This is a genomic window from Nocardiopsis listeri NBRC 13360, from assembly GCF_001570765.1.
Lineage (GTDB): Bacteria > Actinomycetota > Actinomycetes > Streptosporangiales > Streptosporangiaceae > Nocardiopsis > Nocardiopsis listeri.
In genome coordinates this window covers 42,660-67,544 of the sequence record NZ_BCSH01000036.1, presented here as the reverse complement: position 1 = coordinate 67,544, position 24,885 = coordinate 42,660, and the positions used below count along the sequence as shown (strand labels likewise).

26 protein-coding genes are annotated in these 24,885 nt (G+C 68.2%); 11 read left to right on the top strand and 15 right to left on the bottom strand.

Features of this window, described 5'->3' with window-relative positions; all coding sequences use genetic code 11:
- Positions 1-65: 65 nt before the first annotated feature.
- The 4 genes from NLI01S_RS12245 to NLI01S_RS12230 all read right to left on the bottom strand — a co-directional run bounded on the left by NLI01S_RS12245 (position 66) and on the right by NLI01S_RS12230 (position 4,048).
- Positions 66-1,076, bottom strand: a complete 1,011-nt coding sequence (locus tag NLI01S_RS12245; RefSeq protein ID WP_067603795.1) for a hemolysin family protein — start codon at positions 1,074-1,076, stop codon at positions 66-68.
- A complete protein-coding gene (locus tag NLI01S_RS12240) occupies positions 1,073-2,452 on the bottom strand; it encodes a hemolysin family protein (protein WP_067603794.1) in 1,380 nt (459 codons plus the stop codon). Before NLI01S_RS12240 ends, NLI01S_RS12245 begins: the two co-directional genes overlap by 4 nt.
- A 249-nt stretch (positions 2,453-2,701) precedes the next feature.
- Positions 2,702-3,262 carry a TrmH family RNA methyltransferase gene (locus NLI01S_RS12235; protein ID WP_067603792.1) on the bottom strand — a complete coding sequence of 187 codons (561 nt, stop codon included), beginning with the start codon at positions 3,260-3,262 and terminating at the stop codon, positions 2,702-2,704.
- 126 nt (positions 3,263-3,388) lie between these two features.
- Complete coding sequence (locus tag NLI01S_RS12230) at positions 3,389-4,048, bottom strand: class I SAM-dependent methyltransferase (protein ID WP_067603790.1); 660 nt, start codon at positions 4,046-4,048, stop codon at positions 3,389-3,391.
- Positions 4,049-4,256: 208 nt separating this feature from the next.
- Between NLI01S_RS12230 and NLI01S_RS12225 the strand changes: the two genes are divergently transcribed.
- Positions 4,257-4,535, top strand: coding sequence for a DUF1876 domain-containing protein (locus tag NLI01S_RS12225; protein WP_067603788.1), 279 nt, complete (start codon positions 4,257-4,259; stop codon positions 4,533-4,535).
- A gap of 221 nt (positions 4,536-4,756) precedes the next feature.
- A complete protein-coding gene (locus NLI01S_RS12220) occupies positions 4,757-6,022 on the top strand; it encodes an APC family permease (RefSeq protein WP_067603786.1) in 1,266 nt (421 codons plus the stop codon).
- A gap of 60 nt (positions 6,023-6,082) precedes the next feature.
- Here the strand turns inward: NLI01S_RS12220 and NLI01S_RS12215 are convergent, their stop codons facing one another.
- The 5 genes from NLI01S_RS12215 to NLI01S_RS12195 all read right to left on the bottom strand — a co-directional run bounded on the left by NLI01S_RS12215 (position 6,083) and on the right by NLI01S_RS12195 (position 10,776).
- Positions 6,083-6,859, bottom strand: coding sequence for an NUDIX hydrolase (locus NLI01S_RS12215; RefSeq protein WP_067603784.1), 777 nt, complete (start codon positions 6,857-6,859; stop codon positions 6,083-6,085).
- Entirely contained in the window at positions 6,859-7,584 is a 726-nt protein-coding gene (locus NLI01S_RS12210; RefSeq protein WP_067603782.1) for an HAD family hydrolase, read from the bottom strand. Before NLI01S_RS12210 ends, NLI01S_RS12215 begins: the two co-directional genes overlap by 1 nt.
- A 128-nt stretch (positions 7,585-7,712) precedes the next feature.
- Positions 7,713-8,660, bottom strand: a complete 948-nt coding sequence (locus NLI01S_RS12205; protein WP_067603780.1) for a VWA domain-containing protein — start codon at positions 8,658-8,660, stop codon at positions 7,713-7,715.
- A 69-nt stretch (positions 8,661-8,729) separates the two neighbouring features.
- Positions 8,730-9,698 carry a DUF58 domain-containing protein gene (locus NLI01S_RS12200; RefSeq protein WP_067603778.1) on the bottom strand — a complete coding sequence of 323 codons (969 nt, stop codon included), beginning with the start codon at positions 9,696-9,698 and terminating at the stop codon, positions 8,730-8,732.
- A gap of 13 nt (positions 9,699-9,711) precedes the next feature.
- Positions 9,712-10,776: an AAA family ATPase gene (locus NLI01S_RS12195; RefSeq protein ID WP_067603776.1), complete on the bottom strand. Its 1,065-nt coding sequence runs from the start codon at positions 10,774-10,776 to the stop codon at positions 9,712-9,714.
- A gap of 172 nt (positions 10,777-10,948) precedes the next feature.
- Between NLI01S_RS12195 and NLI01S_RS12190 the strand changes: the two genes are divergently transcribed.
- The 5 genes from NLI01S_RS12190 (at position 10,949) to NLI01S_RS12170 (ending at position 16,854) form a co-directional block, all read left to right on the top strand.
- Positions 10,949-11,653: a hypothetical protein gene (locus tag NLI01S_RS12190; RefSeq protein WP_067603774.1), complete on the top strand. Its 705-nt coding sequence runs from the start codon at positions 10,949-10,951 to the stop codon at positions 11,651-11,653.
- Between the two features lie 466 nt (positions 11,654-12,119).
- Positions 12,120-12,887, top strand: coding sequence for a HipA family kinase (locus NLI01S_RS12185; protein WP_067603772.1), 768 nt, complete (start codon positions 12,120-12,122; stop codon positions 12,885-12,887).
- Complete coding sequence (locus tag NLI01S_RS12180; RefSeq protein WP_067603770.1) at positions 12,884-13,330, top strand: DUF3037 domain-containing protein; 447 nt, start codon at positions 12,884-12,886, stop codon at positions 13,328-13,330. The genes NLI01S_RS12185 and NLI01S_RS12180 overlap by 4 nt, the downstream gene beginning before the upstream one ends.
- Positions 13,331-13,541: 211 nt before the next feature.
- Positions 13,542-14,708 (top strand): multidrug effflux MFS transporter, encoded by a 1,167-nt coding sequence (locus tag NLI01S_RS12175; RefSeq protein WP_371850612.1) that lies wholly within the window; start codon positions 13,542-13,544, stop codon positions 14,706-14,708.
- 130 nt (positions 14,709-14,838) lie between these two features.
- Positions 14,839-16,854, top strand: coding sequence for an AMP-binding protein (locus NLI01S_RS12170; RefSeq protein ID WP_067603766.1), 2,016 nt, complete (start codon positions 14,839-14,841; stop codon positions 16,852-16,854).
- Positions 16,855-16,954: 100 nt separating this feature from the next.
- Here the strand turns inward: NLI01S_RS12170 and NLI01S_RS12165 are convergent, their stop codons facing one another.
- The gene (locus tag NLI01S_RS12165; RefSeq protein WP_067603764.1) at positions 16,955-17,614 is read right to left on the bottom strand and encodes a LuxR C-terminal-related transcriptional regulator; all 660 of its coding nucleotides are present in this window, start codon (positions 17,612-17,614) and stop codon (positions 16,955-16,957) included.
- Complete coding sequence (locus NLI01S_RS12160) at positions 17,563-18,831, bottom strand: sensor histidine kinase (RefSeq protein ID WP_067603762.1); 1,269 nt, start codon at positions 18,829-18,831, stop codon at positions 17,563-17,565. The genes NLI01S_RS12165 and NLI01S_RS12160 overlap by 52 nt, the downstream gene beginning before the upstream one ends.
- A 226-nt stretch (positions 18,832-19,057) precedes the next feature.
- Between NLI01S_RS12160 and NLI01S_RS12155 the strand changes: the two genes are divergently transcribed.
- Both NLI01S_RS12155 and def read left to right on the top strand, forming a co-directional pair.
- Positions 19,058-19,501 (top strand): SMI1/KNR4 family protein, encoded by a 444-nt coding sequence (locus tag NLI01S_RS12155; RefSeq protein ID WP_067603760.1) that lies wholly within the window; start codon positions 19,058-19,060, stop codon positions 19,499-19,501.
- Positions 19,502-19,606: 105 nt separating this feature from the next.
- Positions 19,607-20,272 carry a peptide deformylase gene (gene def, locus NLI01S_RS12150; RefSeq protein ID WP_067603758.1) on the top strand — a complete coding sequence of 222 codons (666 nt, stop codon included), beginning with the start codon at positions 19,607-19,609 and terminating at the stop codon, positions 20,270-20,272.
- Positions 20,273-20,472: 200 nt separating this feature from the next.
- On the opposite strand, the gene NLI01S_RS12145 is transcribed toward def, so the two are convergent.
- Positions 20,473-20,688, bottom strand: coding sequence for a hypothetical protein (locus NLI01S_RS12145; protein WP_157091019.1), 216 nt, complete (start codon positions 20,686-20,688; stop codon positions 20,473-20,475).
- Positions 20,685-21,281: a short chain dehydrogenase gene (locus NLI01S_RS12140; protein WP_067603754.1), complete on the bottom strand. Its 597-nt coding sequence runs from the start codon at positions 21,279-21,281 to the stop codon at positions 20,685-20,687. Before NLI01S_RS12140 ends, NLI01S_RS12145 begins: the two co-directional genes overlap by 4 nt.
- 69 nt (positions 21,282-21,350) lie before the next feature.
- Here NLI01S_RS12140 and NLI01S_RS12135 point away from each other — a divergent pair, with 69 nt between their 5' ends.
- Together NLI01S_RS12135 and rnhA are read left to right on the top strand one after the other, a co-directional pair.
- Positions 21,351-22,259: a LysR family transcriptional regulator gene (locus NLI01S_RS12135; protein ID WP_067603752.1), complete on the top strand. Its 909-nt coding sequence runs from the start codon at positions 21,351-21,353 to the stop codon at positions 22,257-22,259.
- A 628-nt stretch (positions 22,260-22,887) separates the two neighbouring features.
- A complete protein-coding gene (rnhA, locus tag NLI01S_RS12130) occupies positions 22,888-23,361 on the top strand; it encodes a ribonuclease HI (protein WP_067603750.1) in 474 nt (157 codons plus the stop codon).
- A 267-nt stretch (positions 23,362-23,628) separates the two neighbouring features.
- Here rnhA and soxR read toward each other — a convergent pair whose 3' ends face one another.
- Together soxR and NLI01S_RS12120 are read right to left on the bottom strand one after the other, a co-directional pair.
- The gene (gene soxR / locus NLI01S_RS12125; RefSeq protein ID WP_067603748.1) at positions 23,629-24,096 is read right to left on the bottom strand and encodes a redox-sensitive transcriptional activator SoxR; all 468 of its coding nucleotides are present in this window, start codon (positions 24,094-24,096) and stop codon (positions 23,629-23,631) included.
- A 9-nt stretch (positions 24,097-24,105) separates the two neighbouring features.
- Positions 24,106-24,786 (bottom strand): bacteriocin/lantibiotic ABC transporter, encoded by a 681-nt coding sequence (locus NLI01S_RS12120; protein ID WP_067603746.1) that lies wholly within the window; start codon positions 24,784-24,786, stop codon positions 24,106-24,108.
- Between the last annotated feature and the right edge of the window lie 99 nt (positions 24,787-24,885).

Below are 24,885 nucleotides of genomic sequence, written 5' to 3'. Positions count from 1 at the left end.
TGAAACGGGGAGGGCCCAAGAGCCCTCCCCGTGGTGCCCGTGCGCGCCGCGCGACGGCGCGCACGTCAGGCGGCGGTGTCCAGCAGCAACAACCGCTCCAGGATGTCCTGCAGGGTCACCAGCCCCACCAGGCCGTCCTCGTTCTCGACCAGGGCCAGGTGGTTGCGGCTCTCCCGCATGATGCCCATGGCCGCGTACATGGGTGTGGTCGGATCCAGGGTCAGGACCGGACGCATCAGGTCCTCGGCGGTGGTGTCGGCAGCGCCGGTCAGGGCCTCGCGTACGTGCACGACCCCTATGGGCTGCTCGTCCTCCATCACGACCAGGCGCAGGTGCGTGGTCTGTCGGGAGACGCGCTTGATCTCCTCCACACCGGCGTCGGGTCCCACCCAGGCGATGTCCTCGCGCGGGGTGATGTGCTCGCTGATGGGCTGGGAGTTGACCTCCAAAGCGGTGGCCAGCTGGTCACGACGCTCGGAGTCCAAGGCACCGGCCTTGGCCGAGTGCTCGACCAACTCGCGCACGTCCTCGGGGTTGTGCCCGCTGGCCATCTCGTCCACGGCCTCCACACCGAAACGGTGCAGCACGGCGTTGGCCATGGCGTTGAGCATGACGATGATCGGGCGGGTCAGCCACATGAACGCCCGCATGGGGACGGCCAACATGGTGGCGGACTTCTCCGGGTGGGAGATCGCCCAGGACTTGGGCGCCATCTCACCCACGATCAGGTGCAGGAACGTCACGATGATCAGGGAGAAGACGAAGGAGAGCACGTATCCCACCGATCCCGGCAGGGAACCGAAGAGCGGCTCCAGCAGGTGGTGGAAGGCCGGCTTGGAGATGGCACCCAGGGCCAGGGTGGCCAGGGTGATGCCCAGCTGAGAACCGGCCAACAGCAGCGACAGGTCGCGGGCGCTCTTGAGAGCGGCCCGGGCCGAGGCACTGGTGTGCGCGGCTTCCTCCAACCGGTAACGACGAGCCGCCACCAAAGCGAACTCGATCGCCACGAAGAACGCGCTCAACGCGATGAAGACCACGGTCAGCGCCATGGCCAACCACACGTTCATCTCACTCATGCCCGCACCTCCCGTGCGTCCTCGCCCTGGATCTCACGCAACCTGACCTCGATGCTGGAGGGCACGTGCCGTTGGACCGCGTGGACGGTCATGGTCAGCGCCATGTCGGGATCGTCGTCATGGGCGCTGGAGGGCCGGGGCAGTGACAGGTCGACACGGTCGCCGGCCTTGGGCAGTCGGTGCAGCTCGTGGATGACCAGACCGCCCAGGGTTTCGTAGTCGCCATCGGGCAGGTCGTGGCCGATGAGCCGCTCGACCTCGTCGATGTGCAACCCACCAGGGACCAAGTAGCCGTTGTCCCCACCGAGCCGGGCGGGCGACTCCTCCTCGGGGGTGTGCTCGTCGGCGATCTCGCCCACGAGTTCCTCGGCCAGGTCCTCTGTGGTGATGACACCGGCCAGACCGCCGTACTCGTCGACCACGCAGGCGAACTCCTCGTCGACCTCGCGCAGTTGGCCGAGCACCCCGGGCAGGGGCAGGGACGCCGGGACCATCACGGTGGGCCGGGCGATTTCGCTGACGCGCACGCCGGCCAGGTCACGGTCGCCCAGGGCGAGCACGTCGCGCAGGCAGATGACACCGACGATGTCGTCCACGCCCTCTCCCAGGACGGGGAAACGCGAGTGTCCGGAGGACATGTGCTCCACGACCAGGCTGACCGGGTCGTTCTCCTCCACCGTGGTGACCTCCGGACGGGGGATCATCGCGTGCTCGGCGGTCTGGTCGTGGAAGTCCAGGGTGCGGTCCAACAGGGTGGACACCTCGGCGGGCAGGTCCCCGCTCTCCCTGGACTCGGCGATGATGCGTTCCAGGTCGCGCGGGGTCGCCGCGTGCTGGACGTCCTCGACCGGAGTGATGCCGACAGCCTTGAGCAGCAGGTTGGAGGCCTGGTCGAACAACCAGATGACGGGCCCGAAGACCTTGAGGTAGATACCGGTGGACATCGCCAACCAGCGGGCCACGGGTTCGGGTCGGGCGATGGCCAGGTTCTTGGCGAACAATTCACCGAAGACCATCTGCACGACGGTGGAGAAGATCAGGGCCAGGGCGGTGCCGATGGCCAGGCCGGTGCCGTTCGGTACGCCGGCCTCACCGAGCAGCTCTCCGACCCCGGTGCCGATCATCGGTTCGGCCACGTAACCGACCAACAGAGTGGTCACCGTGATGCCCAGCTGGGCGCCGGAGAGCATGAACGAAGTGCGATTGGTGATCGCCAGGGCCCGTTTGGCCCCGTTGTCACCGGCCGAGGCCCGCGCCTTCAGGCGTGAGCGGTCCACGGCCATGTAGCCGAATTCCTGGGCGACGAAGTATCCGGTCGCCACGGTGATCAAGAAGACCACCAGCGCACCGAAGGCGATACTGAGGACGGTGCTCATCGGGCACACACCGCCTGGGTCCGTCTAAGGGCCGAGTTCTTTCGAAGGTGCGTGCCCCGCCAAGAAGGGGGCTCGTCTGTGTCGGAGTCACAGCATCCACGGGGGATGCTGCTGGTACTTCGGGACGAATCCACTGTTCCTCTCTCCGCGCCGTAGCGCCTCGGATGATGTGATGGTTGTGGAATTTGGGGTCGAAGAGGATACGTCCGGGGACGGTGAAAGATTCCCGCCCCGTGACGCTTCTTCGTTTCAGGAACCGATGGGGTCGTCGACTTCGTCGCCGAAGCCGACCCACTCCCTGCGGCGGGCCTCGGTCAGGGCGATGGCGGTGGCCACGGCCACGTTGAGCGAGCCGACCCGACCGATCTGGGGAATGTAGGTGATGGCGTCGGCGCCGTTGAGCAGTGCGGGAGAGCACCCGTGGTCCTCGGCGCCCACGGCCAGACACACGTCGGGTTCAAGGGGCGCTGCGTGCAGGGGGACTGCGCCCTTGGCCAGCTCCAGGGCCACGACCTTGTAGCCGTCGGCGCGGGCGGCGGCCAGGGCATCCGCGGTGGTGGACAGGCGCTCGTGGGGGACCTTGGCTCCGGTGCCCAGGGCGGTCTTGCCGACCTTGGGATCATCGGGGTCGGCGCTGTTGCCGGTGAGCCAGAGCCGGTCCACGCCCAGGGTGGCGCAGGTGCGCAGGATCGAACCCAGGTTGAAGGGTTGGGTGACCGACTCGACCATCAGGGACAGGCGTCCTTCGGTGCGCCTGCGCCACTGGCGGTTCAGGCGTTTGACGTCCGTGGGACGCAACTGCGTGCTCAACTGCGGTGTGTTCCTCGTCGATGGGGGCCGGGTGGTCCGGCGCTGGCCGCTCAAGCGTACCGTTCCGTGCGCCGACCTGCACGTGTGGGGACGGGCATGGTGTCCGAAAGGGGGATTTTCCCGGGTTCAGATGGTGGGCGCGGGGTGCACGGTCAGGACCCGGAAGCCGGCGCGCGAGGTGAGCCGTTCGGTGGGGTGGCCCTGGGCCTCCAGCCACCTCTGTAGGGAGTCCGAACCCAGGTGGCGCTGGACGACCAGGTGGGCGACCCCGTCGGGGGCCAGGCGGGACAGCCAGGTGAGCAGCAGACCGTGCAGGACGTCCTTGCCCACACGGATGGGCGGGTTGGACCAGATGACGTCGAAGGGCCCCTGAAGGTCGCCGGCCCCGGGCGGGGTGTCGGTGCCCTTCCCCTGTTCCAGGGCCAGGCCGCCCTCGGGGGTGACCGTGGCGAAGCGCGTGTGGTCCATCCCGTGTTCGGCGGCGTTGCGGCGGGCCAGGGACACCGCGCGGGAGTTGACGTCCACGCCCAGGACGCGGGCGTTCGGCGCCCGGTGGGCCAGGGTCAGGGCGATGGGACCGTAGCCGCACCCCACGTCGAGCAGGTCGCCCTGGGGTGGCGGCGCGGGAACGCTCTCCAGCAGGACCCGGGTGCCCAGGTCGATCTTGTCCGGGGAGAAGACGCCGCGGTCGGTGTGCAGACGCAGGTGCATGTCGGGCAGGACCAGGTCGGCCGTGGAGGGCCGGCTGGCGGCGTCGGGATCGGAGTCGAAGTAGTGCTGGGCCACGCCGTGACGTTACCAGGGGTGGAGAGATGGTCCGGTGGCCAAAAACCTCGCCAACGGGCGGGAACGAAAAGGTCAACCCTCGACGGGGTCGCGGGTCCGGGCGCGATGATGGAGGTGGGCGAGTTTCGTGGGGGACCCGGCCGGCCCTGGTCGGCTCAAGGGTTCGACGCGAACATCGAACACTCACCGCACACGAGGGGAGATCGCCATGCAGACGACGAAGCGGTGGAACGTCGACGTGGTCGTGGCCGAGGAGAGCGAGGGGGAGACCGCTCGTACCTGGGCCGAGGTGGGGCTGGAGGCACAGGACGGTACCGCTTTGCGCGGTCACGGCATGGCCCGCAAACACCCTTGGGACGTGGACATGCCCGAGATCGGCGAGGAGTTGGCGGTCTCGCGCGCCCTGTCGGACCTGTCCCGACAGCTGCGACAGGTGGCCGCCGAGGACATCAACGACAACACCGGTTCGCCCTGGCGACCCACGTGAGCGGACTCCCATCGGTCGGCGCCCATAGCGGCCGACCGGCGGGGGATGGTGTGAGCAGGCCCTCGGCGTGTGCCGGGGGCCTCCTCCTGTGTCCGCCTCCGTGACCGGATCGGGCCCCTCACCGATCTGGAACGGTCCAAGGTCCAGAGCGTGCCCGGGCCCAAAGGTCGGTCACATCATGCACACTCGAAAAGTCGGATCAGTCGACCAAGGAGAGCTTGTTGGCCACCTCTTCCGGACCGCAGGCCGGACCGGCCCGGGTTTTGAGCACTGTCGACGCGGCCGCCATCGGCGTCGCGGCGATGCTCGGTGCCGGTGTTTTCGCGGTCTTCGCACCGGCGGCACTGGGCGCCGGTGCCTGGCTTCCGGTCGCCATCGTCATCGCCGGGGCGGTCGCCTATTGCAACGCCATCTCCTCGGCCCGGTTGGCCGCCCGTCACCCCGAGAACGGCGGCACCTATGTGTACGGGCGCGAACGCCTCGGTGAAATGTGGGGGTACCTGGCCGGTTGGTCCTTCGTGGTCGGCAAGGTCGCCTCCTGCGCGGCGATGGCGTTGACGTTGGCCACCTACGTGTTGCCCGGGTGGGAGAAACCCCTGGCGGTGGCCGTGGTGGTGGCGTTGGCCACGCTGAACCTCCAAGGGGTGCGGCGTTCGACGGTGGTGGTCAAGACCCTGGTGGTCCTGGTACTGGCGGTGCTCGCCGCGGTGTTCGTGGCGATGGTGCTCAGCGGACGCCTCGCCGCGGTCGCCGAGGTCGACGGCATGGGCCCTTGGCCCGGGTCCTTCGGCGTTCTGGGCTCGGCCGGGATGATCTTCTTCGCGTTCGCGGGATACGCGCGCATCACCACGCTCGGCGGGGAGGTGCGCGATCCGCGTACCACCATCCCGCGGGCCGTCACCTTGGCGCTGGGCGGGGTTTCGGTGCTGTACCTGGCCATCGGCACGGGGCTGCTGATCGTGCTGGGGCGCGAGCGCTTGACCACCTCGACCGCGCCGATGGTGGACGCGGTACGGGTGGCCGGGTTCCCGATGTTGGTGCCGTTCGTGGTGGCCGGCGCGGTGCTGGCGTGTACCGGGGCCCTGCTGTCGTTGTTGTTGGGGGTCTCACGCACCGTGGCGGCCATGGCCTCGGACGGCCATCTGCCCCGCTGGTTGGGGGCCTCCCACACCCGGTTGGGGGTCCCCCACCGTGCGGAGATCACCGTGGCGGCGGTCGTGATCGTCCTGGTGATGGTGGTCGATCTGGCCGGGGCGATCGCCTTCTCGGCCTTCGGTGTACTGGTCTACTACGCCATAGCCAACGCCTCGGCGCTGCGGTTGGGCCCGCACGAGGACCGGCCGCCGTTGATCGCCCCGGTGGGTGGCCTGGCGGGGTGCGTGGTGCTGGCCACCAGCCTGCCGTTGCCGGTGGTGGCCATCGGTATGGCGGTATTGGGCGCGGGCGCCGGCGTGTGGTGGCTGCTCCACCGGACGTCCTCCTGCTGAGGAGCGTCCGGCGGTGACCCGCCCGCGAGCGGGCCGGAGTGCGAGGAGTGTCGAGGTGGGTCAGCGGTCCGGACGGGAGACCAGGAGGCCCATCCCGACCCGGGCGGTGGTGGACAGGCGCAGACCGGGGAGTTCCTCGGGGGTGAACCAAGCGCAGTCGCAGGTGGAGCCGTTCTCCTCGGTGACGTGGGCCCGGGTCGGCGCGCCCACGTGCACGTGGGAGAAGACCCAGACCGCGTAGATGTCCAGGGCCGCGGCGGGTGGCCTGCGGTGGTGGGCGCGGACCGAGACGAGTTCGCCGACCACCCCGTGTTGTCCTGTCTCCTCCAACACCTCGCGGCGCAGCGCCGCGCGCACGTCCTCGCCGGGGTCCACGCCACCGCCGGGCAGGTGCCAGGTGCCGGCGCCGGGGAAGCCCTCGGCGATCTTGCTGAGCAGGATGCGCCCGGCCGGGTCGGTGACGATGCCGTAGGAGGCGAATCGGCGTAGCCGGGGCAGGTCGTTCGGCCCGGGACCGGGTTCGTCCTCGGCCAGCTCGGGCGCGGTGGGCGTCAGACCCTGGACGGGCACCACCGAGGGCCAGGCCGAGCGCAGCTCGGGTCTGGTGTAGACGATGCGGTCCACGTGCAGGGCCCGGCTGCGGGAGAGGCTGACGGTCTCGGTGACCACGTCCAGGGCCACCAAGGGGACGTCGGCGGCCAACGCGCCCAGTTCTCGAGCGAGCTCCTCGGGATCTTGACCGAAGCGTACGCGCGCGCCCCGAAGCTCCGGGCCGTGAGGCCCGGAGGTGATCAGGTGGACGGTGACCCGACGGGCCAACACGTCGTCGGGAAGCATCAGATGCCGCCGGCGGGAGCGGCCAGTCCGAGCATGCGCGGCAGGCTGTCCAGGTCGGTGATGGTGGTCAGACCCTCCAAGGGCGGGCGCCCGGTGCGGTCGATGATGACCGGGTGCATGCGCGCGGCGGTGGCGCCCACGGCGTCGGCCTGGATCTGGTCGCCCACGTGCCAGCAGGCGGAAGGGTCCACGCCCAACCGCTGGGCGGCGAAGTGGAAGATGCGCGGGTCGGGCTTTCCCGCCCCGGCGGTGTCGGCGCACACCACGGTGTGGAAGTAGCCGGTCAGTTCCAGGGCTTGGAGCTTGGCGTGCTGGAGGACCTCGATGCCGTTGGTGACCACGGCCAGTCGGTAGCCGGCCCGGCCCAGCGCGGCCAGGGTGGTGTGGGTGTCGGGGTAGACCTGCCAGGCGGAGCGGTGGGCGTCCAGGTAGAGGCGGTAGAGCTCGTCGCAGTGTTGGTCGGCGATGTCGCCGTGGCCGGCCTGGACCGCCAGGGCGCGGATGCGTTGGCGTCGCTGTTCGTCCAGGGACAGGTGCCCACGCAGGTAGGCGCCGAAGGAGATCTCGGTCTGGGTGTCCCACAGGGCGCGGGCGGAGCCGAAGTGGGTGTGTCCGATCCGCTCCATGACCGTGCGCAATCCGGTGGAGGATGCGGCGACGTCGTCGATGAGGGTGTCGTCCAGATCGAAACAGAGCGCGGTCGGGGGTGCGGGTGTGTTCGGCATCGTTCCTCGTTGTGGCTGGGCATGGCAAACATGCCAACGCTAACCGGTTACATCAGAGGAATTGGTGTAAAGGGCGCCTAAAGGGATGTGACCAAAGTCACCATCCCTTCGGGTGGGTCTCGGATCGATCAGGGAAGGCGCTGGAACCACAGCAGGGACGTCAAAGCGGTGGCCATCGACAACAGGAGCGCGACCATGACGAAGCGCGTGACGATCTCCTCATGGACGTACTCGGTGCCCAACGAGGAGCCGATGTCCTCGTAGACCTCGTCCAGCTCGGTCTCGCTCTCGGCCTCGTAGAAGTGACCGTCGGTGTCCTGGGCCAGACCCCGCAGGGCCTCCTTGTCGATGTCGGCAGGCACCTGGTAGCCGTCGATCTCGATCATCGCCGCACCACTGCCGAAGGCGATCGTGGAGACGGGCACCTCCTGCTCGGCGGCGGCCGCGGAGGCCTGGGCGATGTCGCGGCCGCTGGTGTTCTCGCCGTCGGAGAGCAGCACGATGGCCGAGGGCGGAGGGTCCTCCTGCGCCTCCTCGTCGAAACCGCGGATGGCCTCCATCGAGGCGAAGACCCCCTCGCCGATCGCGGTGCCCGGGCCCAGCCGCAACCCCTCGATGGAACCGGTGACCGCGGAGTGGTCCTGGGTGGGCGGGGAGACCACTGTGGCGGTGGAGGAGAAGGAGACCAACCCGACGTTGAACCGGTCGGGCAGGGTCTCCACGAACCCGCGCGCCGACTCCTTCGCCGCGTGCAACCGGTCGGGTTCGATGTCGGTGGCGGCCATGGACAACGACACGTCCACCGCCACGATGATCGTGGCCCGCTCACGCGGGGCCTCCACCGGCATCGCCGGGACCGCCATGGCCGCGATCAGGACCGCGACCGTCATGGCGAACAGACCGGCCGGGACGTGCCGACGGACGTCGGGCCGGTGCGGGGCGACCTGGTCCAGCAGTTCCAGGTTGGTGAAGCGCAACGTGTAGTCGCGCCGCTGACGTTGGGCGAACACGTAGGCGGCCACCAACACCACGATGAGCAGCAGCCACCAGAGCCGCTGGGGTTCCAGGAAGGTCATGGCGGCCTCAGTCCCCCGTCAACGTCGGCGGCGTGGGGCCCTCCCACGCCTTGTGCGCGTCGGCGCGCCTCACCGGGGAACCCCCGGGGTGTGGCGGGCCATGTGGTGCGCGGTACGTCGTTGTCCGATCACGAACCGCGCGATGTCCAATACCCAGTCCCGGTCGGTGCGCAACACCAGGTGCTGAACGCCGCAGCGGCGCAGTGCCGCGCGGATGGCCTCACGTTGGGTCGTGGCGGCCTCACGGTACCGCTCGCGCACTGCCCGGGTCAGACGCACGTCGCGTACCCGACCGGTGGTCGGATCGCGCAGGGCCACGTCGCCCACCTCGGGCACGTCCAGTTCACGGGGGTCCAGGACCTCGACCACCAGTACCTGGTGGCGCGCGGACAACTGACGTAGAGGACGTTCCCAGGTGACGGTGCCACCGAAGGCGGGGGTGTCCAGGAAGTCGGAGACGACCACGCGCAGGCCGCGTCTGCGCCGGGTGTGCACCAGATCGGTGACGGCGTCGGCCAGGGTGGCGCCCTCGGGGTCGATGGCGCGCTGGTCGCCGGTCGGGGCGGCCGCGATGGTGGCCAGCAACGCCAAGAGGGCCTCCTTGCCCGAGCGGGCGGGCCAACGGCGCACTCGACCCTGGTGCAGGAAGTGGGCACCGAAGCGGTCGCCCACTCGTTGGGTGAGCAGGTTGGCGGCCACCAGCGCACCCACGGCCACCTCGCGTTTGGAGTACATACCGGTGCCGAAGTCCATGCTGGGGGACATGTCCAGCAGGGTCCAGCTCTCCAGTTCGCGGTCGGCGACCAGGTCGCGCACGTGAGGGACGTCGGTCCGGGCGGTGACGGCCCAGTCCATGTGACGCACGTCGTCCTCGCCGGGCTGGTACAGGCGCGCCTCGGCGGCCTCCGAACCCGGCCCCAGGCGCAGCCCCAGGTGTTCGCCGTGCAGCAGGCCGTCCAGGCGTTGCACGATACGCAGGTCCAGGCGGCGCAGGGCGGCCCGGAGCCGGGGGTCGGTGCCGATGGCGGGTGCGTTCACGGTCGGCCTCCCCTCATCGGTGCGAGGCGAAGGACGCGGTCTCGCCGGAGGGCGGTTCGTCCCAGATGACCCTGGGCGCCGGGACGGTGGACAGGATGCGGTCCACGACCTGGCCGGTGGTGATGCCGTCGGCCAGGGCGTCGAAGGTCAGTACCAGACGGTGGGCGATGACGTCGCGGGCCAATACGCGCACGTCGTCGGGCAGCACGTAGTCGCGTCCGCGCAGCAGCGCCAGGGCGCGTGCGGCGGCCACCAACCCCAGGGTGGCGCGTGGGCTGGCGCCCACCTCCAGGGCCTGGCGCAGGTCGGGCATCTGGTGGTTCTCGGGTTCGCGGGTGGCCATGACCAGGCGCACGACGTAGTCGGCGATGAGCTGGTGAACGTGCACGCGTTCGGCGTCGGCCTGGAGCTCGCTCAGGGTGACCGGGTCCAGGACCTGGTGCGCGGTGGGCGGCTCGGAGCTCATCCGCCGTAGGATCTCCATCTCCTCATGGGCCTTGGGGTGGTACACGTCGACCTTCATCAGGAACCGGTCGCGCTGGGCCTCGGGCAACGGGTAGACGCCCTCGGACTCCACGGGGTTCTGGGTGGCGATGACGATGAAGGGCGAGGGCAGCGGGTAGGTGGTGCCACCGATGGAGACCTGGCGTTCGGCCATCACCTCCAGCAGGGCCGACTGGACCTTGGCGGGCGCGCGGTTGATCTCGTCGGCCAGCACGAAGTTGGCGAAGACCGGACCCAGTTCGACGTCGAAGCTCTCGGTGGAGGGATGGTAGATGCGGGTGCCGACGATGTCGGAGGGCACCAGGTCGGGGGTGAACTGCAGGCGGGAGAACGAACCACCGGTGACCTTGGCCAGGGTGGACACCGCCAGGGTCTTGGCGATGCCGGGGACGCCCTCGATGAGGCAGTGTCCACGAGCGACCAGGGCGATGAGGGAGCGTTCCACCATGCGTTCCTGGCCGACGATGACGGTGGAGACCTCGTGCAGCGCCGCGCGCAGCAGTCGGGTGGGTTCCCCCGGAGCGTTGTCCGGTTTCGGAGCGGAGGAACCGTTCCCGGGTGAGGTTTCTGCCATGTCCCGCCTTCCCAGTACGTCGGTGCCGACCGTGAGGGCACCATGAGGAGTAGGTTTTGGATCACCTGTGGGCGACACTACCTGTTTCCGGGGCCGTGGTTCGGTTCACGGCACGGGTGGTGGGAACGATGGCCGTCGCTCGTGGGGCAGGTCGATGGAAGGGGGTACGTCGATGTCGGTTCCCACGATGGGGCTGCACGAGGGGGATCCGCGTCAACTGGGCGGGTATCGGTTGTCGGGTCGGTTGCGCGAGTCGCGGCTGGGCGTGGTCTACCTGGGCAGGGACAAGGCCGGGCGCCAGGTGAGCGTGGCCATGCTCAACGATGCCGCCGGGATCGACGAGCCCACCCGTGAGCGTTTCGCCCGGGAGGTGGAGCGCGGTGACCAGGTGGTGGCGGCTCGCACCAAGGGTCGTTCGGCCCTGTGGGTGGCCTGTCCCCATCAGGAGGGTTCGGAGGAGGACGCGGGGGCGTTCTTGGAGCGTGCCGGTCGGGGTGGTCCGGTGGTGCGCAGTGGCCCGATGGTGATGCCGCACTGGGCGGGGGAGCGGGGCGTGTCGGCGGTGCGCTGGAGCGGCCTGACCGGTGCGCGCGACAGCAGGGTGGCCCGTGGTGAGGCCAACTGGTGGCTCATCGGTGCCCTGGGGGCGCTGTTGTTGTTGTTGTTGCTGTTGGTGTTCGCGCTGTACCTGTGGTTGATGCAGTTCCCTCAGCCGGAACCGCCCCCGCAGCCCGAGCAGGAGCAGGCCGAGGAGTCCGACCCTGAGCAGGAGCCCTCACCGGGGGAGGAGACCGAGCCCACCCCGGTGCCGACGTTGCCCGGTCCGGGGCAGGACGGCGAAGAGGAGTGGGGAGAGCAGCCCGAGGACAACCTCTGAGCCCGATGGAGCCGGGCGTGGGTGGGGTGGGGGGAGGCCGAGGTGGTCGAGGGCGGGTCTTCCCGGGGGAGGGCTCGGGTCCTCCCCGCCGGTTTCGGGATGAGCGGCCGAGATCCATGGGAAGCATGCGCGGGTTCTCTGTCCCACCGGTATAGATCTACGTCATAAAGGTGGAGTAGCTTTTATGTAAAAGCTACTCTGAAAAAATGAATTCGAGCGGCTACGCCGCCCACCTCTAATTATTTTGCTCAGAGGGTTGTTGGGCGTGTCGTGGTCGAGGTGGAATGGTTCTAGAACGTGTTCAGGGGTGGATAGAAGACGCTGTCGTGACGATCGGTGGATGGTGGCGAAGGTCGACCGGCTCGATCCGGCAGTGGGCCGCTGACGCGTTCCTCGCCCCGCTGGTCCTACTCGCGATCGGTCGGTCGGCACCGCGGCCCACGCCGCGCGCGTGATCACCGGAACTATGCTGGCCGCTGTGCTGAAGAAAGTGATCGCGACGCGGTACGTGCTACCGCTCCGCGAAGGAGGTTCGCTCCCCGGTCTGGTCGAGGCCGACGACCTGGGGATGTACGTGGTCAAGTTCATCGGGGCCGGGCAAGGGCGCAAGACCCTGATCGCGGAGGTCATCACCGGTGAGTTGGGGCGTGCCCTGGGGTTGCCGGTTCCCGAGCTGGCCTTGGTGGAGTTCGATGCCGTCATCGGTCGCGGTGAACCCGACCCGGAGGTCCAAGAGCTGCTCAAGGCCAGTGAGGGGCTGAACCTGGGGATGGACTTCCTGCCGGGTTCGTTGGGCTTCGATCCACTGACCTTCGAGGTCGACCCGGTCTTCGCCGGGCGGGTGCTGTGGCTCGACGCCCTGACCGGCAACGTGGACCGTTCCTGGCGCAATCCGAACATGCTGATGTGGCACGGTGCGCCCTACCTGATCGACCACGGTGCCACGCTGATCTTCCATCACTCCTGGGCCAACGCCGACCGGTTCGTCTCCCGCCCCTACGACGCCTCCGACCACGTGCTGTCGAGTTTCTCCCCGGCGTTGGCCGCGGCCGACGCCGCGCTCGCGCCGTTGGTGGACGAGGAGCTGTTGCGCGGTGTGGTGGAGCTGGTGCCCGACGTGTGGCTGGAGGAAGAACCCGGGTTCGATACGCCCGAGGCCGTGCGTGAGGCCTACGTTCGCCATCTGCTGGCCCGTATGGCCGATCGTTCCTGGCTTCCGGAGGTGGGCTCATGAGTGAGCGCTACAGCGTGGTGACCACCGGTCAGGTGGGCATCGAACGTGATCGGGCGGTGTTCGAGTACGCGCTGCTGCGTGTGGTGCCGTGCCTGGAACGTGGTGAGTGCGTCAACGCCGGGGTGATCCTCTACAGCCAGGAGCGCGCGTTCCTGGCCGCGCGTTGGGACCTGGACGAGGACCGGCTTCGTGCGTTGGATCCGGGTGTGGACGTGGTGGGTGTGCGTCGGGCCCTGGATGCGGTGGAGCGGATGTGCCGCGGTGGGGAGGAGGCCGGGCAGGCCGCGGGGGAGCGTCCCGGGCCGCGGTTCCGGTGGCTCACCGCTCCGCGGAGCACGATCGTGCAGGCCGGGCCGGTGCATGGTGGTCTGACGTTGGATCCGGAGACCGAGGTGGAGAGGTTGTTGGACCGTCTGGTGCGGTCGAATATCTCCTCCGGGTAAGGGACATCACAGGTTTCGGTGTGGTCGGGTGGGGAGCGAATCGCGTCCCTTCGGTGTTGCTATGGAGTGGTTAGCACCATCTGGTGCGCTTCCCCCGTCCCGTCCCCGTTCCTGAAGTGGAGTTCCCGTGCAGACCTCGACCACCCCCACCCCCTCGGAAGAGGTGGCCCGGCCCAAGGTGCGATCGCGTCGTTCCATCGCGTTGTTGGTGATGGTGCTGGGTGTGCTGACGGCCACGGGCCCGTTGGCGACCGACATGTACCTGCCGGCGTTCCCGCAGATCACCCGGGACCTGGGCACCTCCGAGGCGCAGATCGGGTTGACCCTGACGGCGATCATGCTGGGGTTGGCCGCGGGGCAGCTGGTGATCGGGCCGATGAGCGATGCCTGGGGTCGGCGGCGGCCGTTGCTGGTGGGGGTGGCCCTGTTCACGGTCACCTCGGTGTTGTGCGTGTTCGTGCCGAACGTGACGGCGTTCATCGTGCTGCGGTTCGCGCAGGGTGTGGCCGGTGCCGCGGGCGCGGTGATCGCGCGTGCGGTGGTGCGCGACATGTTCCAGGGCGATGACGCGGTGCGGTTCTTCTCGCGGCTGGCGCTGGTGATGATGTTGGCGCCGTTGCTGGCTCCGATGGTGGGGGCGCAGCTGCTGCTGGTGGGACCCTGGCAGTTGAGTTTTTGGGTGCTGGCGGTGATGGCGGCGCTGAGTTTCGTGCTGGTGTTGTTCTGGCTGCCGGAGTCGTTGCCCGCCTCGGAGCGTCGGGCGCAGGGGCCGCGGGTGTTGGCGGCGACGGTGGGTTCGTTGGTGCGGGATCGGCGGTTCGTGGCGCCGGTGCTGTCGCTGGGGCTGAGCTTCGGGATGTTGTTCACGTACGTGTCGGCGTTCTCGTTCGTGTCGCAGAACGAGTTCGGGGTCTCGCCGCAGACGTACGGATGGTTGTTCGCGGTGAACGCGTTGGCGTCGATGTTGGGCACGCAGGGCAACGGCCTGTTGGTTGGTCGGGTGGATACCAAGCGTCGGCTGCTGATGGGGCTTCTGTTGGCGTTGGTCGCGGTGCTGGCGCTGTTGGTGTTGGCGTTGACCGGGGCGGCCCAGCTGTGGATGGTGTCGGCGCTGTTGGCGATGATGATGCTCAGTGTCGGGTTCATCATGCCGAACGCGACGGTGTCGGCTCTGGACGGTCAGCCGGTGGCGGTGGCCGGTACGGCTTCTGCGTTGATGGGTTCGTTGCAGTTCGCGTTGGGTGGTGCGATCGCGGCTTTGGCGGGGTTGACGCCTTCGGGTGAGGCTTCGTTGGTGAGCATGTCCGTGGTCATGGCGTCTGTGGCGGTGTTGTCGTTGCTTTCTTTCGTGTGGGGTGCGCGAGTAAAGGTGGGATGAGCCGGCGATCGGGGGTTTCTCCTAGGTTGCCGTTCGGTGGAGAAATGGGCACAGTAGGGCTCGATTCCCCGAATGAGGCGGGTGGGGACGGTGCGGCCCGCCTTCCGACGTGGCAGAGGATGAGTTGGTTATGGGCGAGACCCCCGGTTCGTTGGCGCGAGAACAGTCCGGGTTGGGCGACCACGTCTATGACGTGGCGACCTCTGACGCGCACTCCCAGGTGTTCTCGGTTCTGGTGGAGGACCGTTGGGAGCGTCTGACGGCGGGGGAGTTCGCGACCGAGGTGACGTCGGTGGCCAAGGGGCTGGTGGCCGCCGGGGTTTCCGATGGCGATCGGGTGCTGGTGGTGGCGCCTTCGAACCACGACTGGGTGCGTTTGGCGTACGCGGTGTGGTCGGTGCGCGGGGTGTTGGTGCCGTTGCCGGTGGAGGCTTCCTCGGAGCGGTTGGCGCATGTGGTGCGTCAGGTGCGTCCGGCGGTGGCGGTGGTCGCCGGTGAGCGGGCGCATCGTGTCGTGGTGGGTCTGCAGCGGGAGATGCCGGATCTGGGGCGGGTGTGGCGGTACCAGGAGGCCTTGCCGGATGTGGTGGGTCTGGGTGCGTACATGGACGCCACGGCGGTGCGTTTTCGGCGGGATGAGGTGGTGCCGGAGGATCCGGCGGTGGTGTTGTACCCGGTGAGCACGGAGTCGCGTTCGATGCGTGGTGTGGTGCTCTCGCACGGGGCGTTGTTGTCGTCGGCGGCGGATCTGGTGGATCGGATGTGGCCGCGGCTGTCGGAGTTGGCCGCGGGGCGGGCGAGCGCGGTGATGGATCTGCCGTTGTCGCAGTTGCCGGGGTTGTCGACGATGGTGGCGTGTGTGGTGGCCGGGGTCCGGTTGGGTGTGGCGGCGCCCGGGCGGTTGCGTGCGGAGTTGGTGCGCTTCAAGCCGACGGTGTTGGTGTGCACGGCCAGGGATCTGGAGGGTGTGCACGGGGCCGAGCGGGCCACGGCGCATTCGACGGACTGGGACTCGGTGGGGACGTTCAACGCGGCCATGGACGCCGCGGTGCAGTTCGACCAGGCGAAGAAGAAGGGTGCCTGGGCCCGGTTGTCGCGGTCGATGTACGACTGGTCGTTCTCCAAGATCCGGGATGTGTTGGGCGGTCGGGTGCATCTGGCGGTGTGCTGGGGTGGTGGGTTGCCGGAGCGGTTGGACAGTTACTTCGGTGGTGTGGGTGTTCCGGTGATGCAGGTGTACGGCATCGCGGAGGCGGGTGGGGTGTTCAGCGCCAACGCGGTGGGGGATCGTGTGCCGGGGACGGTGGGTCGGGTGTTGTCCGATCGTCGTTGGTGGGTTTCGCCCGAGGGTGAGTTGCACCTGCGTGGTGGTGCGGTGTTCTTGGGGTATTGGGCCGATGTGGAGGGGACGCGGGCGGCGTTCCGTGAGGGTTGGTTGGCCACGGGTGTGTTGGCCGATGTGGACGAGGCCGGGTTCGTGAGGGTGCGGGGCCGGGTGCGGGCGCAGGCTTCGTTGGAGCCGGTGCCGGGGCGGTTCGTGCCGGGGCGGGGCGATGGGCCCGGGATGGAGCCGGAGCGTGCCCTGAGCGCTGTGCCGGAGGTCGTGGAGCCGGTGGTTTCGGTGGAGGAGCCCGGGGGGTTCGAGGAGCCTTGGGTGTCGCAGGCGCGTGTGGTGCGGGCCGAGCCGGAGCCGGAGTCGGTGGAGTCGGGTGTGGTGGCGCGTGCCGATGAGGTGGAGCGGTCCTCGGACGCGGAGTTGGTGGCCGGGTTCGAGGAGCGGTTGCGGGCGCATCCGTTGATCAGCCAGGTGTTGGTGATAGTGGAGGGGCGTCCGTTCGCCAGTGCGTTGGTGACGTTGGTGCGTGATCAGTTGGAGTACTGGCGGTTGGTGAACGGGCGGCCGTTGTCGATGGCGCCGGAGGAGATCGCGGGGGATCGGGATCTTCTGCGTGAGGTGCAGGGGTTGGTGTACGAGGCCAATCGGAGTGTGCCGCGGCATTTGGCGGTGCGGTCGTTCCATGTGTTGGCCGAGGAGTTCACGGTGCAGTCGGGGTTGGTGCGTCCGTCGGGTGAGTTGCGGCGGGAGGCGGTGTTGCGTGCGTTCTCGGAGGAGATCGACGGGTTGTATCGGGTGCGTCGTGATTAGTGGTTGTTGAGTGTGGGTGGTTGCGGCCGCGGTCCCTTGGGGCGCGGCCGCTTCGTTGTGTTCGGGGTGGGTTCTGGTGGAGGCGCGGGGCGAAGGTCGTCTATTGGTGTGGGTCTTGGCCGTTGAGGTAGGCGAGGACGGCCAGGACGCGGCGGCTGTCGTCGGAGGAGGGTGGTAGGTCGAGTTTGGTGAAGATGTTGTTGATGTGTTTGCTGACGGCTTTTTCGGTGATGTAGAGGCGTCCTGCGATGGCGGAGTTGGAGCGTCCTTCGGCCATTTCGGAGAGGACTTCGCGTTCGCGGGGGGTGAGTTGGGCCAGGGGGCCGCTCTGGTCTTGTCGGGCCAGGAGTTGGGAGATGACGGCGGGGTCCATGGCGGTTCCGCCGGAGGCGACGCGGCGGACGGCTTCGATGAACTGGTTGACGTCGAAGACGCGGTCCTTGAGGAGGTAGCCGACGCCTCCGGTGTCGTCGGAGAGGAGTTCGCGGGCGTAGAGCTGTTCGACGTGCTGGGAGAGCACGAGGATGGGCAGGCCGGGGATGTGGGCGCGGGCGGCTATGGCGGCTTGGAGGCCTTCGTCGGTGAAGGTGGGGGGTAGGCGTACGTCGACGACGGCGACGTCGGGTTTGTGTTCGGTGAGGGCCGTTTGGAGGTCGGGGCCGTTGTCGAGGGCGGCGACGACGGTGAATTCGTGGGCTTGGAGGAGTCTTATGAGTCCGTCGCGGAGGAGGGCAAGGTCTTCGGCGATGACAACGCGCACGGGATCTCCAGGGTGATGATGGTCGGTCCGCCTGTGGGGCTGGTGATGTTCATGGTGCCATCGAAGGCGTCGAGTCGGCGTGCGATGCCGTTGAGTCCGCTTTCGGGGGTGGGGGTGGCTCCGCCGTGGCCGTTGTCGGTGACGGTGATGATGAGGCGTTGTCGGCCGTGGTTGATGTGGATCCAGGCGTGGGTGGCGTTTGCGTGTTTTGCGGTGTTGGTGAGGAGTTCGGCGATGGCGAAGTAGGCGGCTGATTCGACGGGGTCGGCGGGGCGGCCGTGGAGGTGGGTGGTGACGGTGATGGGGAGGTTGTGGGTGAGGGCGAGGGCTTGGACGGCGCCGGGGAGTCCGCGTTCGACGAGGACGGGTGGGTGGATGCCGCGGACGAGGTCGCGGAGTTCGGTGAGGGCTTGGCGGGTGGTTTCGCGGGCTTCGGTGAGCATGGTGCGGGCGGCTTGTGGGTTGGTTTGGACGAGGTTTTCGGCCATGCCGAGGGTCATGCCGAGGGCGACGAGGCGGGCTTGGGCGCCGTCGTGGAGGTCGCGTTCGATGCGGCGGATTTCGAAGGCTTGGGTGTCGATGGTGTCGGCGCGGCTGGTGGCGAGGTGGGCGACGCGTGCGGTGAGTCGGGCTTTTTCGGAGGGGGCGAGGATGAGGCGGGAGAGGCGGGTGCAGGCGTTGGTGGTGTGGGGGGTGAGGGTGTGGGCGAGGGTGGCGAGCAGGGCTGCGGGGATGAGGGCGAGGAGGGCTTGGGGTTGGGTGGTGGCGGTGAGGCCGTAGAGCTCGTGTGTGTGGTGCCAGAGGAGGAGTGCGTAGAGGGTTTGGTAGGTGGCGTGGGCGTAGAGGAGGGCGGGGATGAGGGCGAGGGTGGTGAGGAGGGGTGAGGCGGTGAGCCAGAGGAGGTCTCTCCAGGTGGCGGGGTCGGTGATGATGATGCGGACTCGGGTGATGATGCCGGTGGGTGGGAGGGGGCGGTAGGCGGCGGGGACGGGGGTTTGGAGGATTTTGGTGAGGGTGGTGCGTTGGGCGTTGGCGATGGTGCGGAGGGTGAGGGCGGTGAGGATGATGAAGGGGAGGCCGACCCAGAGGAGGGTGAGGAGGGCGGAGGCGAGGACGAGGGGGAGTAGGAGGAGGGCGGCTGTGTTGTGGGAGATGAGGAGGAAGAGGTAGGCCCAGGTGGTGGTGTGGGGTCCGCGGGGTGTGCGGGTGGTGGGCATGGTGGGTGTCTCTTCCTGGGTGGGTGGGTTGTTGGTTTCTATTGTGCGTGGTCGGGGTGGGGTGGGTCGGTGGTGGTGGCTCCCTTGGTTGGTGTGGTGGATGGTGGGGCTTTGGTGGGTTTTTGGGGGTGGTTGGGGTGTTGGGGGTGGTGGTGTGCGGGGTGGTGTGGTGGATTTTCGGGGCAACTCGCCGGGTGCGATTTCTCGTGTGTTGCCGCGACCTGTGATGATCGTGGGTGTGTGGCGTGAACTGATCTTGGAGATGTATCCGGAGGCCGATCTGAGTGATGCGGCCGATGAGGTGATGCTGGCCGAGGTGGAGAAGCATTTGATGCTGCCTTTGCCGTTCGAGTTGGCGTCGTTGTTGCGTGAGACGGATGGGGTGGTGAACGAGTACGGGGATGAGGTGGTGTGGGGTGCGCGTCGGTTGGTGGAGGACAATCTGGCGATGCGTGGGGAGCCGGATTATCTGGAGTTGTACGCGCCGTTCGATGAGATGATCTTCTTCGGTGATTCGGATATGGGTCCGCAGTTCGCGTATGTGCATACGGACTATGGGCCGGGGATCGTGGTGTGGGATCATGAGAGTGATCGGCGTCGGTTGGTGGTGGTGTCGTTGCGGGACTATCTGGCGCGGTGTTTCATTCAGGGCAATGCGTGGTTCCGGTAGTGGTGGATGGTTGTGGGTGGCGGGGGTGACCTGCCGGTTCATGCTAGTTTTTCGGGTGTGGCGGTGTTTGTACCGTCTGTTGTCGCCTGTCCGGAGAGTAGAGCCATGTCGGAGCAGTCTGTGCCCGTGCCCGTGACCGTCGTCCAGGGGCGGGAGGTGGCGGATTTCCCTGATCTTGCTCCGGAGGCGGCGCGTGGTCGGGTGTTGCGGGTGACGGTGACCGGTGAGGATGTGTTGCATCGGGCCGGTCGTGATGTGCCCGAGGAGATGTTGGGTGGCGCGGAGTTGTCGCGGTTGGTCGATGACATGTTCGTGACGATGTACGCGGCCGAGGGTGTGGGGTTGGCGGGTAGTCAGGTGGGTGTGGACTGGCGGGTGTTCGTCTATGACTGTCCTGATGATGATGGTGTGCGGCATGTGGGTCATGTGATCAATCCGGTGTTGGATGAGCGTGATGTGGCCGATGCCGTGGTGGTGGACAACGAGGGGTGTTTGTCGGTTCCGGGGCCGCATGCGGAGTTGGGGCGGGCGGAGTCGGCGACGGTGCGTGGGGTGGACAGGGATGGTGCTGAGGTGGTGCTGTCCGGGAGTGGGTATTTCGCACGGTGTTTGCAGCACGAGACCGATCACACGTGGGGGCGGTTGTACATCGATCGGTTGTCCAAGCGTGAGCGTAAGCGGGTGTTGAAGAAGATGAACGAGATGGCCGACAGTGTGTTCGCGCGGCGCCAGGAGCGGGCGCGGGAGTTGGAGGCGTACTCGGCCGGTTAGGTCTGGTGGTGTGTGCGGCGGGCCGCGAACCCTGTGGAGGGGTTCGCGGCCCGCCGCGTGTGGGGGTGGTCGTCGGGGGTCGAGGAGGATTACCACAGGATTTATATGGGCCCCGAACACGAAGGAGAGCCCATGCCCCGTCCGAAGATCCGTCTTACCTGCTGCTTGTGCGGTAAGACCATCGCCCAGAGCGGTCCTGCTCACCCTCTGGACTCCGAGTGGCGGTGCCACCAGGCCCGCGCGCGGGTGAGGGGCGCCAACAGCGCGACCGGCACCAGTGCGAACACCACGCGCAACAGCGGGGTTCGAGCCGGTGAGATCAGGTCGGTGGACCAGGACATGAACAAGAACGAGGTGCCCCAGAACAGTCCCAAGAGCACATAGGCCGCCGTGGCGGCCGAACGTGACACGCTCACGGCACCAGCACTTGCCCGCTGGCCGCGCCCTCGACCGACTTCACATAGGCCCGGGCCACCTCGGACAGGTCCACCGGCACAAAGCCGGGGAAGAAGTCGCCGTAGTCGTCCAGGCTCTCGGTGAACACCGAGGGGCTGACGGCGTTGATACGCTGCGGGGCGATCTCCAAGGCGGCGGCGCGCACGAAGGCTTCCACCGCGCCCCCGGCCATCGCCGCCGCGGCCCCGGTCACGATGGGCTCGCGGGCCGGGATCCCGCTGATCAGGGTGAACGAGCCGCGCGGATTCACGTGCTCTGAGCCGGTGCGTACCAGGTTGATCTGGCTGAGGACCTTGCCGTGAAAGGCCGACAGGTAGTCGCCGGGTTCCAGGTCGGCCAGGGGCCGGTAGGGCACATCTCCGGCGGCGCTGACGACCGCGTCGACTTCGCCCGCGCGCTGCCACAGTTGTTCGAGGTTGTCGGGGTCGGTGATGTCGCAGCGGATATCGCCCGAGGTGCGCCCGACGCTGATCAGTTCGTGTCCGCGTTCGGTCAGGGTGTGGTGGACGGCGGCCCCGGCCTTGCCGGAGGCTCCGATGATGAGGATGCGCATATGTCCAGGCTAGAAACGTCTGGCCTGGTGAGAGAAATACACACGCGCACGGATTCATACAGTGGACGTATGAGTGTGGAGTTGCGTCACCTGCGCGCCCTGGAGGCGCTCGACCGGGCCGAGACGTTCACCGGCGCGGCGGCCGAACTCGCCACCACCCAGCCGACCCTGTCGCGCACCATCGCCCGACTGGAGCAGATCACCGGCGTCCGCCTGGTCGAGCGCACCACCCGCCAGGTGGCGCTGACCGAGGCCGGGCACCGCTTGGTCGGCCAGATACGCCCGTTGCTGGACGGCATCGACCGGGCCATAGAGACCGCCCGATCGGGGGAAGCGTCCGCGTTGCGGTTGGGATGGGCCTGGGCCGGGCTGGGGCAGCACACCGTGCCCTTGATCCGGCGGTGGCGAGAACGTTCGGCCACCCCCGTGCACATCAGCCGCCCCGCCGATCCCGAAGCCTCCTTGGCCGCGGGGGAGTTGGACGCGGTGATCGTGCGCCGGGTCTTGCCCGATCAGGTCGCAGACCCCGCCCTGACCAGCGCTCACCTGTTCACCGAAACCCTGGTGGCTGCCGTGGCCGCCGCGAGCCCGCTCGCTACAGCCGACAAGCTGGGTTTGGAGGAGCTCGCCACCCACCGTGTGGCGCTGTGCGCGACCGCGCCCACCGCGACCGTGCGCCTGTGGGAGCACATCGCCCCGACACCGGCCACGGTGACAGTGGCCAACACCGATGAGTGGCTGGCCCGTATCGCTATCGGCGACGCCGTCGGGGTGACGGCCGCTGCCACCCGCTACGGGCACACCTGGCCCGACGTGGTCTACCGTCCCGTCTGGGACTCCCCGCGGGTCGAGGTCAGCCTGATCTGGCCCTCAACGCGCCCCCACCCCGAGATCGAGAGCTTGGCCGACCTGGCGCGGAGCTACCTGCGCGAGGTCACCGAACAGAGCACCCCACCCTCGGTGTTCGCCCTGAGTTAGGTCGTGGTTTTTGAACGGGTGAGGTCGCGTAGCCGGATCCGGATCGAGGCCACCTGCACGGTCCCGTCATAGACCACGGCCTTCTTACCCCGTGGGCCCGGCTTATCCGCGCCGCTACGGCCGCCTTCGGCGAGGTGCTAGGGCCCGCTGTGGTTACTCATGGGCCTGCCTTACCGCCCAGCCGAGTTGAGTGGCGGGTGTGTGCTTGCTCGCGGCCAGGGTGAAGGCCTTGGGGGCCGTAGTGGGCGATCTGGTCTTGGGAGAGGTACTCATGCGGCATGGCCACGAACGTAGGGGCTGAGAACTGGGCAAATCGGTCCCGTCATCGAACCGTCGCCCAGGTCATGGCTCTACCGCCAAATCCTGTAGCAATCCTCCTCGACCCCTTGTTCGGGTCGTGGTTCTGTGGGTGTTCTTCCACGGCGGGTGCGGGTATGGGTGCGGTGGGTAGTGGTTCGTGGCCGTGGGGAGTGGACGGTGGGTCGGTCGCGGAGGGTGCCATTGGTCTTCTGTCTGGACCTTTTCGGGTGCCTATGGGGCTCCATTGGGGGTGGGTGGCTCTGGTGGTGGCCCTTTTTGTGGGGTGTGTGGCCTTTTCGTGATCTTTGAGGGCGGTAGATTGCCCGGCATGCACAACGGGGATCAGGTCGAACAGACCTCGACACGAAGCGTGGTCATCTACACCGACGGGGCATGCAGCGGCAACCCTGGACCAGGGGGTTGGGGTGTGTGGCTGCGTTATGGGGAGCACGAGCGTGAGCTGTACGGGGGCGAGGCCCAGACCACCAACAATCGGATGGAGTTGATGGCGGCCATCCAGGCTTTGGAGAGCCTGACCCGGCCGGTGCCGGCGATCGTGCACACCGACTCCTCCTACGTGCGCAACGGCATCACCTCTTGGGTGCACGGGTGGAAGAAGCGTGGCTGGACCACCGCGAGCAAGAAACCGGTCAAGAACGTGGACCTGTGGCGGCGTCTGGACGAGTTGGCCGCACGTCACGAGGTCGAGTGGCGTTGGGTACGCGGCCACAGCGGGGACGAGGGCAACGAATACGCCGATGAGCTGGCCCGGCGCGGGCGCGATGAGGCCGCCGCGGGGTGAGGCGGTGACGAGGAGGGGCGGGTGGGCCGTTGTGGCCGGCTCGCCCCCCTTTTTTGTTCAGCGTGGGTGGTGGCGGCCAGGAGCAGGCCCATGGTGGGTGCGGCCAGGCGTGTGGTGAAGGCCAAGGGGATGCAGGGGGATGTCGAAGGTGCCCAGGAGGGGAGAGCACGTCCAGCAGGAGTGGGACGCCGGTGGCCGCGATGGCGGCGACGATGAAGTGGCGGGGCGGGGTGGTGTGGTGTTCCCCGGTGGGGTGGGTGTTGGGGGTCAGGTGTCGGGTTCGATGAGGCGTTCGACCATGAGGCGGCGGGGTCCGGGGCCGGCGGCGGCGAGTTCGTCGTCGGGGTTGGACAGGGTGCAGGAGTTCAGGGACAGGCAGCCGCAGCCGATGCATCCGGTCAGGTCATCGCGTAGGCGGGTGAGTTGGGCGATGCGGGTGTCGAGTTCGTCGCGCCATTGGGCCGAGACCGAGGCCCAGTCGGCGCGGGTGGGGGTGCGGTTCTCGGGGAGTTGTTCCAGGGCTTGGCGGATGCGGGCCAGGGGCAGACCCACGCGTTGGGAGATGCGGATGAAGGCCACGCGGCGCAGGGTGTCGCGGTGGTAGCGGCGTTGGTTGCCGGTGGTGCGGCGGCTGTGGATGAGGCCTTGGCGTTCGTAGAAGTGCAGGGCGGAGATGGCCACTCCGGAGCGTTGGGCGACCTGGCCGACGGTGAGTTCCTTGGTTAGGGGTGCCACGGGTCCAGTTTAGGGGGCCGGTGGTGTGGGGGTGCGGATGCTTTGGAGGGCGTACAGGCGTGCGTAGGCGCCGCCGCGGAGCAGGAGTTGGTGGTGGTCGCCGGTTTCGGTGAGGTGGTCTTGGTGGAAGAGCAGGATGCGGTCGGCGGTGCGGGTCAGGGTGGGGTGGTCGGTGAGGGTGAGGTGGGCGGTGGTGGGTGTGGGGGCCGGTGTGGGGGTGGTGGGGTGGTCGATCAGGAGTAGGTGGGCGCCCATGGTGTGGGCGTAGAGGGTGCGGGCCTGGTGGATGTGGGCGGCCAGGTGGGGTGGGAGTTGGCTTGTGGGTGTGGTGTGGGGGTGGTGGGCGAGCCCTGAGGTGGCCAGGACCTGGTGTAGGCGGGGGTCGTGGGGGTCGGGGTGGGTGTGGCCGGTGATGGTTTGGGCCAGGGTGGGTCGGGCGGGTGTGGTGTGGATGCGGGTGTGGGTGGTGATGTGGCCGTGGGTGGGGTGGATCTGGGCGGTGAGTAGGTGGATCAGGGCGTGGCGGGCCGGGGTGCTCAGGTTCAGCAGGGCGATGTGGTGGCCGGGGTGGATGGCCAGGTCCAGGCGTGGCAGGTGGGGGTGGGACACGTCGTGCAGGTGCACCAGGGGCCCGATGGTGGCGGGTGCGGATGTGGTGTGGTGCAGGCGGGTGCGGTCGGAGAGCCTCACGGGTGTCCGTTCGTGTGGGTGGTGTTCTCCTGGGTGGGACTGCTCGGGGTGGTGTGGAGTTCGGATGGTTTTCGTGTGTCGGGTCGTGTTCACAGCGTA

Coding starts and splice junctions, on each gene's coding strand:
- NLI01S_RS12245 (WP_067603795.1), bottom strand. CDS start 1,076: ATGAGTGAGATGAACGTGTGGTTGGCCATGGCGCTGACCGTGGTCTTC.
- NLI01S_RS12240 (WP_067603794.1), bottom strand. CDS start 2,452: ATGAGCACCGTCCTCAGTATCGCCTTCGGTGCGCTGGTGGTCTTCTTG.
- NLI01S_RS12225 (WP_067603788.1), top strand. CDS start 4,257: ATGCAGACGACGAAGCGGTGGAACGTCGACGTGGTCGTGGCCGAGGAG.
- NLI01S_RS12215 (WP_067603784.1), bottom strand. CDS start 6,859: ATGCTTCCCGACGACGTGTTGGCCCGTCGGGTCACCGTCCACCTGATC.
- NLI01S_RS12210 (WP_067603782.1), bottom strand. CDS start 7,584: ATGCCGAACACACCCGCACCCCCGACCGCGCTCTGTTTCGATCTGGAC.
- NLI01S_RS12205 (WP_067603780.1), bottom strand. CDS start 8,660: ATGACCTTCCTGGAACCCCAGCGGCTCTGGTGGCTGCTGCTCATCGTG.
- NLI01S_RS12195 (WP_067603776.1), bottom strand. CDS start 10,776: ATGGCAGAAACCTCACCCGGGAACGGTTCCTCCGCTCCGAAACCGGAC.
- NLI01S_RS12190 (WP_067603774.1), top strand. CDS start 10,949: ATGTCGGTTCCCACGATGGGGCTGCACGAGGGGGATCCGCGTCAACTG.
- NLI01S_RS12185 (WP_067603772.1), top strand. CDS start 12,120: ATGCTGGCCGCTGTGCTGAAGAAAGTGATCGCGACGCGGTACGTGCTA.
- NLI01S_RS12180 (WP_067603770.1), top strand. CDS start 12,884: ATGAGTGAGCGCTACAGCGTGGTGACCACCGGTCAGGTGGGCATCGAA.
- NLI01S_RS12175 (WP_371850612.1), top strand. CDS start 13,542: ATGGTGCTGGGTGTGCTGACGGCCACGGGCCCGTTGGCGACCGACATG.
- NLI01S_RS12170 (WP_067603766.1), top strand. CDS start 14,839: ATGGGCGAGACCCCCGGTTCGTTGGCGCGAGAACAGTCCGGGTTGGGC.
- NLI01S_RS12160 (WP_067603762.1), bottom strand. CDS start 18,831: ATGCCCACCACCCGCACACCCCGCGGACCCCACACCACCACCTGGGCC.
- NLI01S_RS12155 (WP_067603760.1), top strand. CDS start 19,058: ATGATCGTGGGTGTGTGGCGTGAACTGATCTTGGAGATGTATCCGGAG.
- def (WP_067603758.1), top strand. CDS start 19,607: ATGTCGGAGCAGTCTGTGCCCGTGCCCGTGACCGTCGTCCAGGGGCGG.
- NLI01S_RS12140 (WP_067603754.1), bottom strand. CDS start 21,281: ATGCGCATCCTCATCATCGGAGCCTCCGGCAAGGCCGGGGCCGCCGTC.
- NLI01S_RS12135 (WP_067603752.1), top strand. CDS start 21,351: ATGAGTGTGGAGTTGCGTCACCTGCGCGCCCTGGAGGCGCTCGACCGG.
- rnhA (WP_067603750.1), top strand. CDS start 22,888: ATGCACAACGGGGATCAGGTCGAACAGACCTCGACACGAAGCGTGGTC.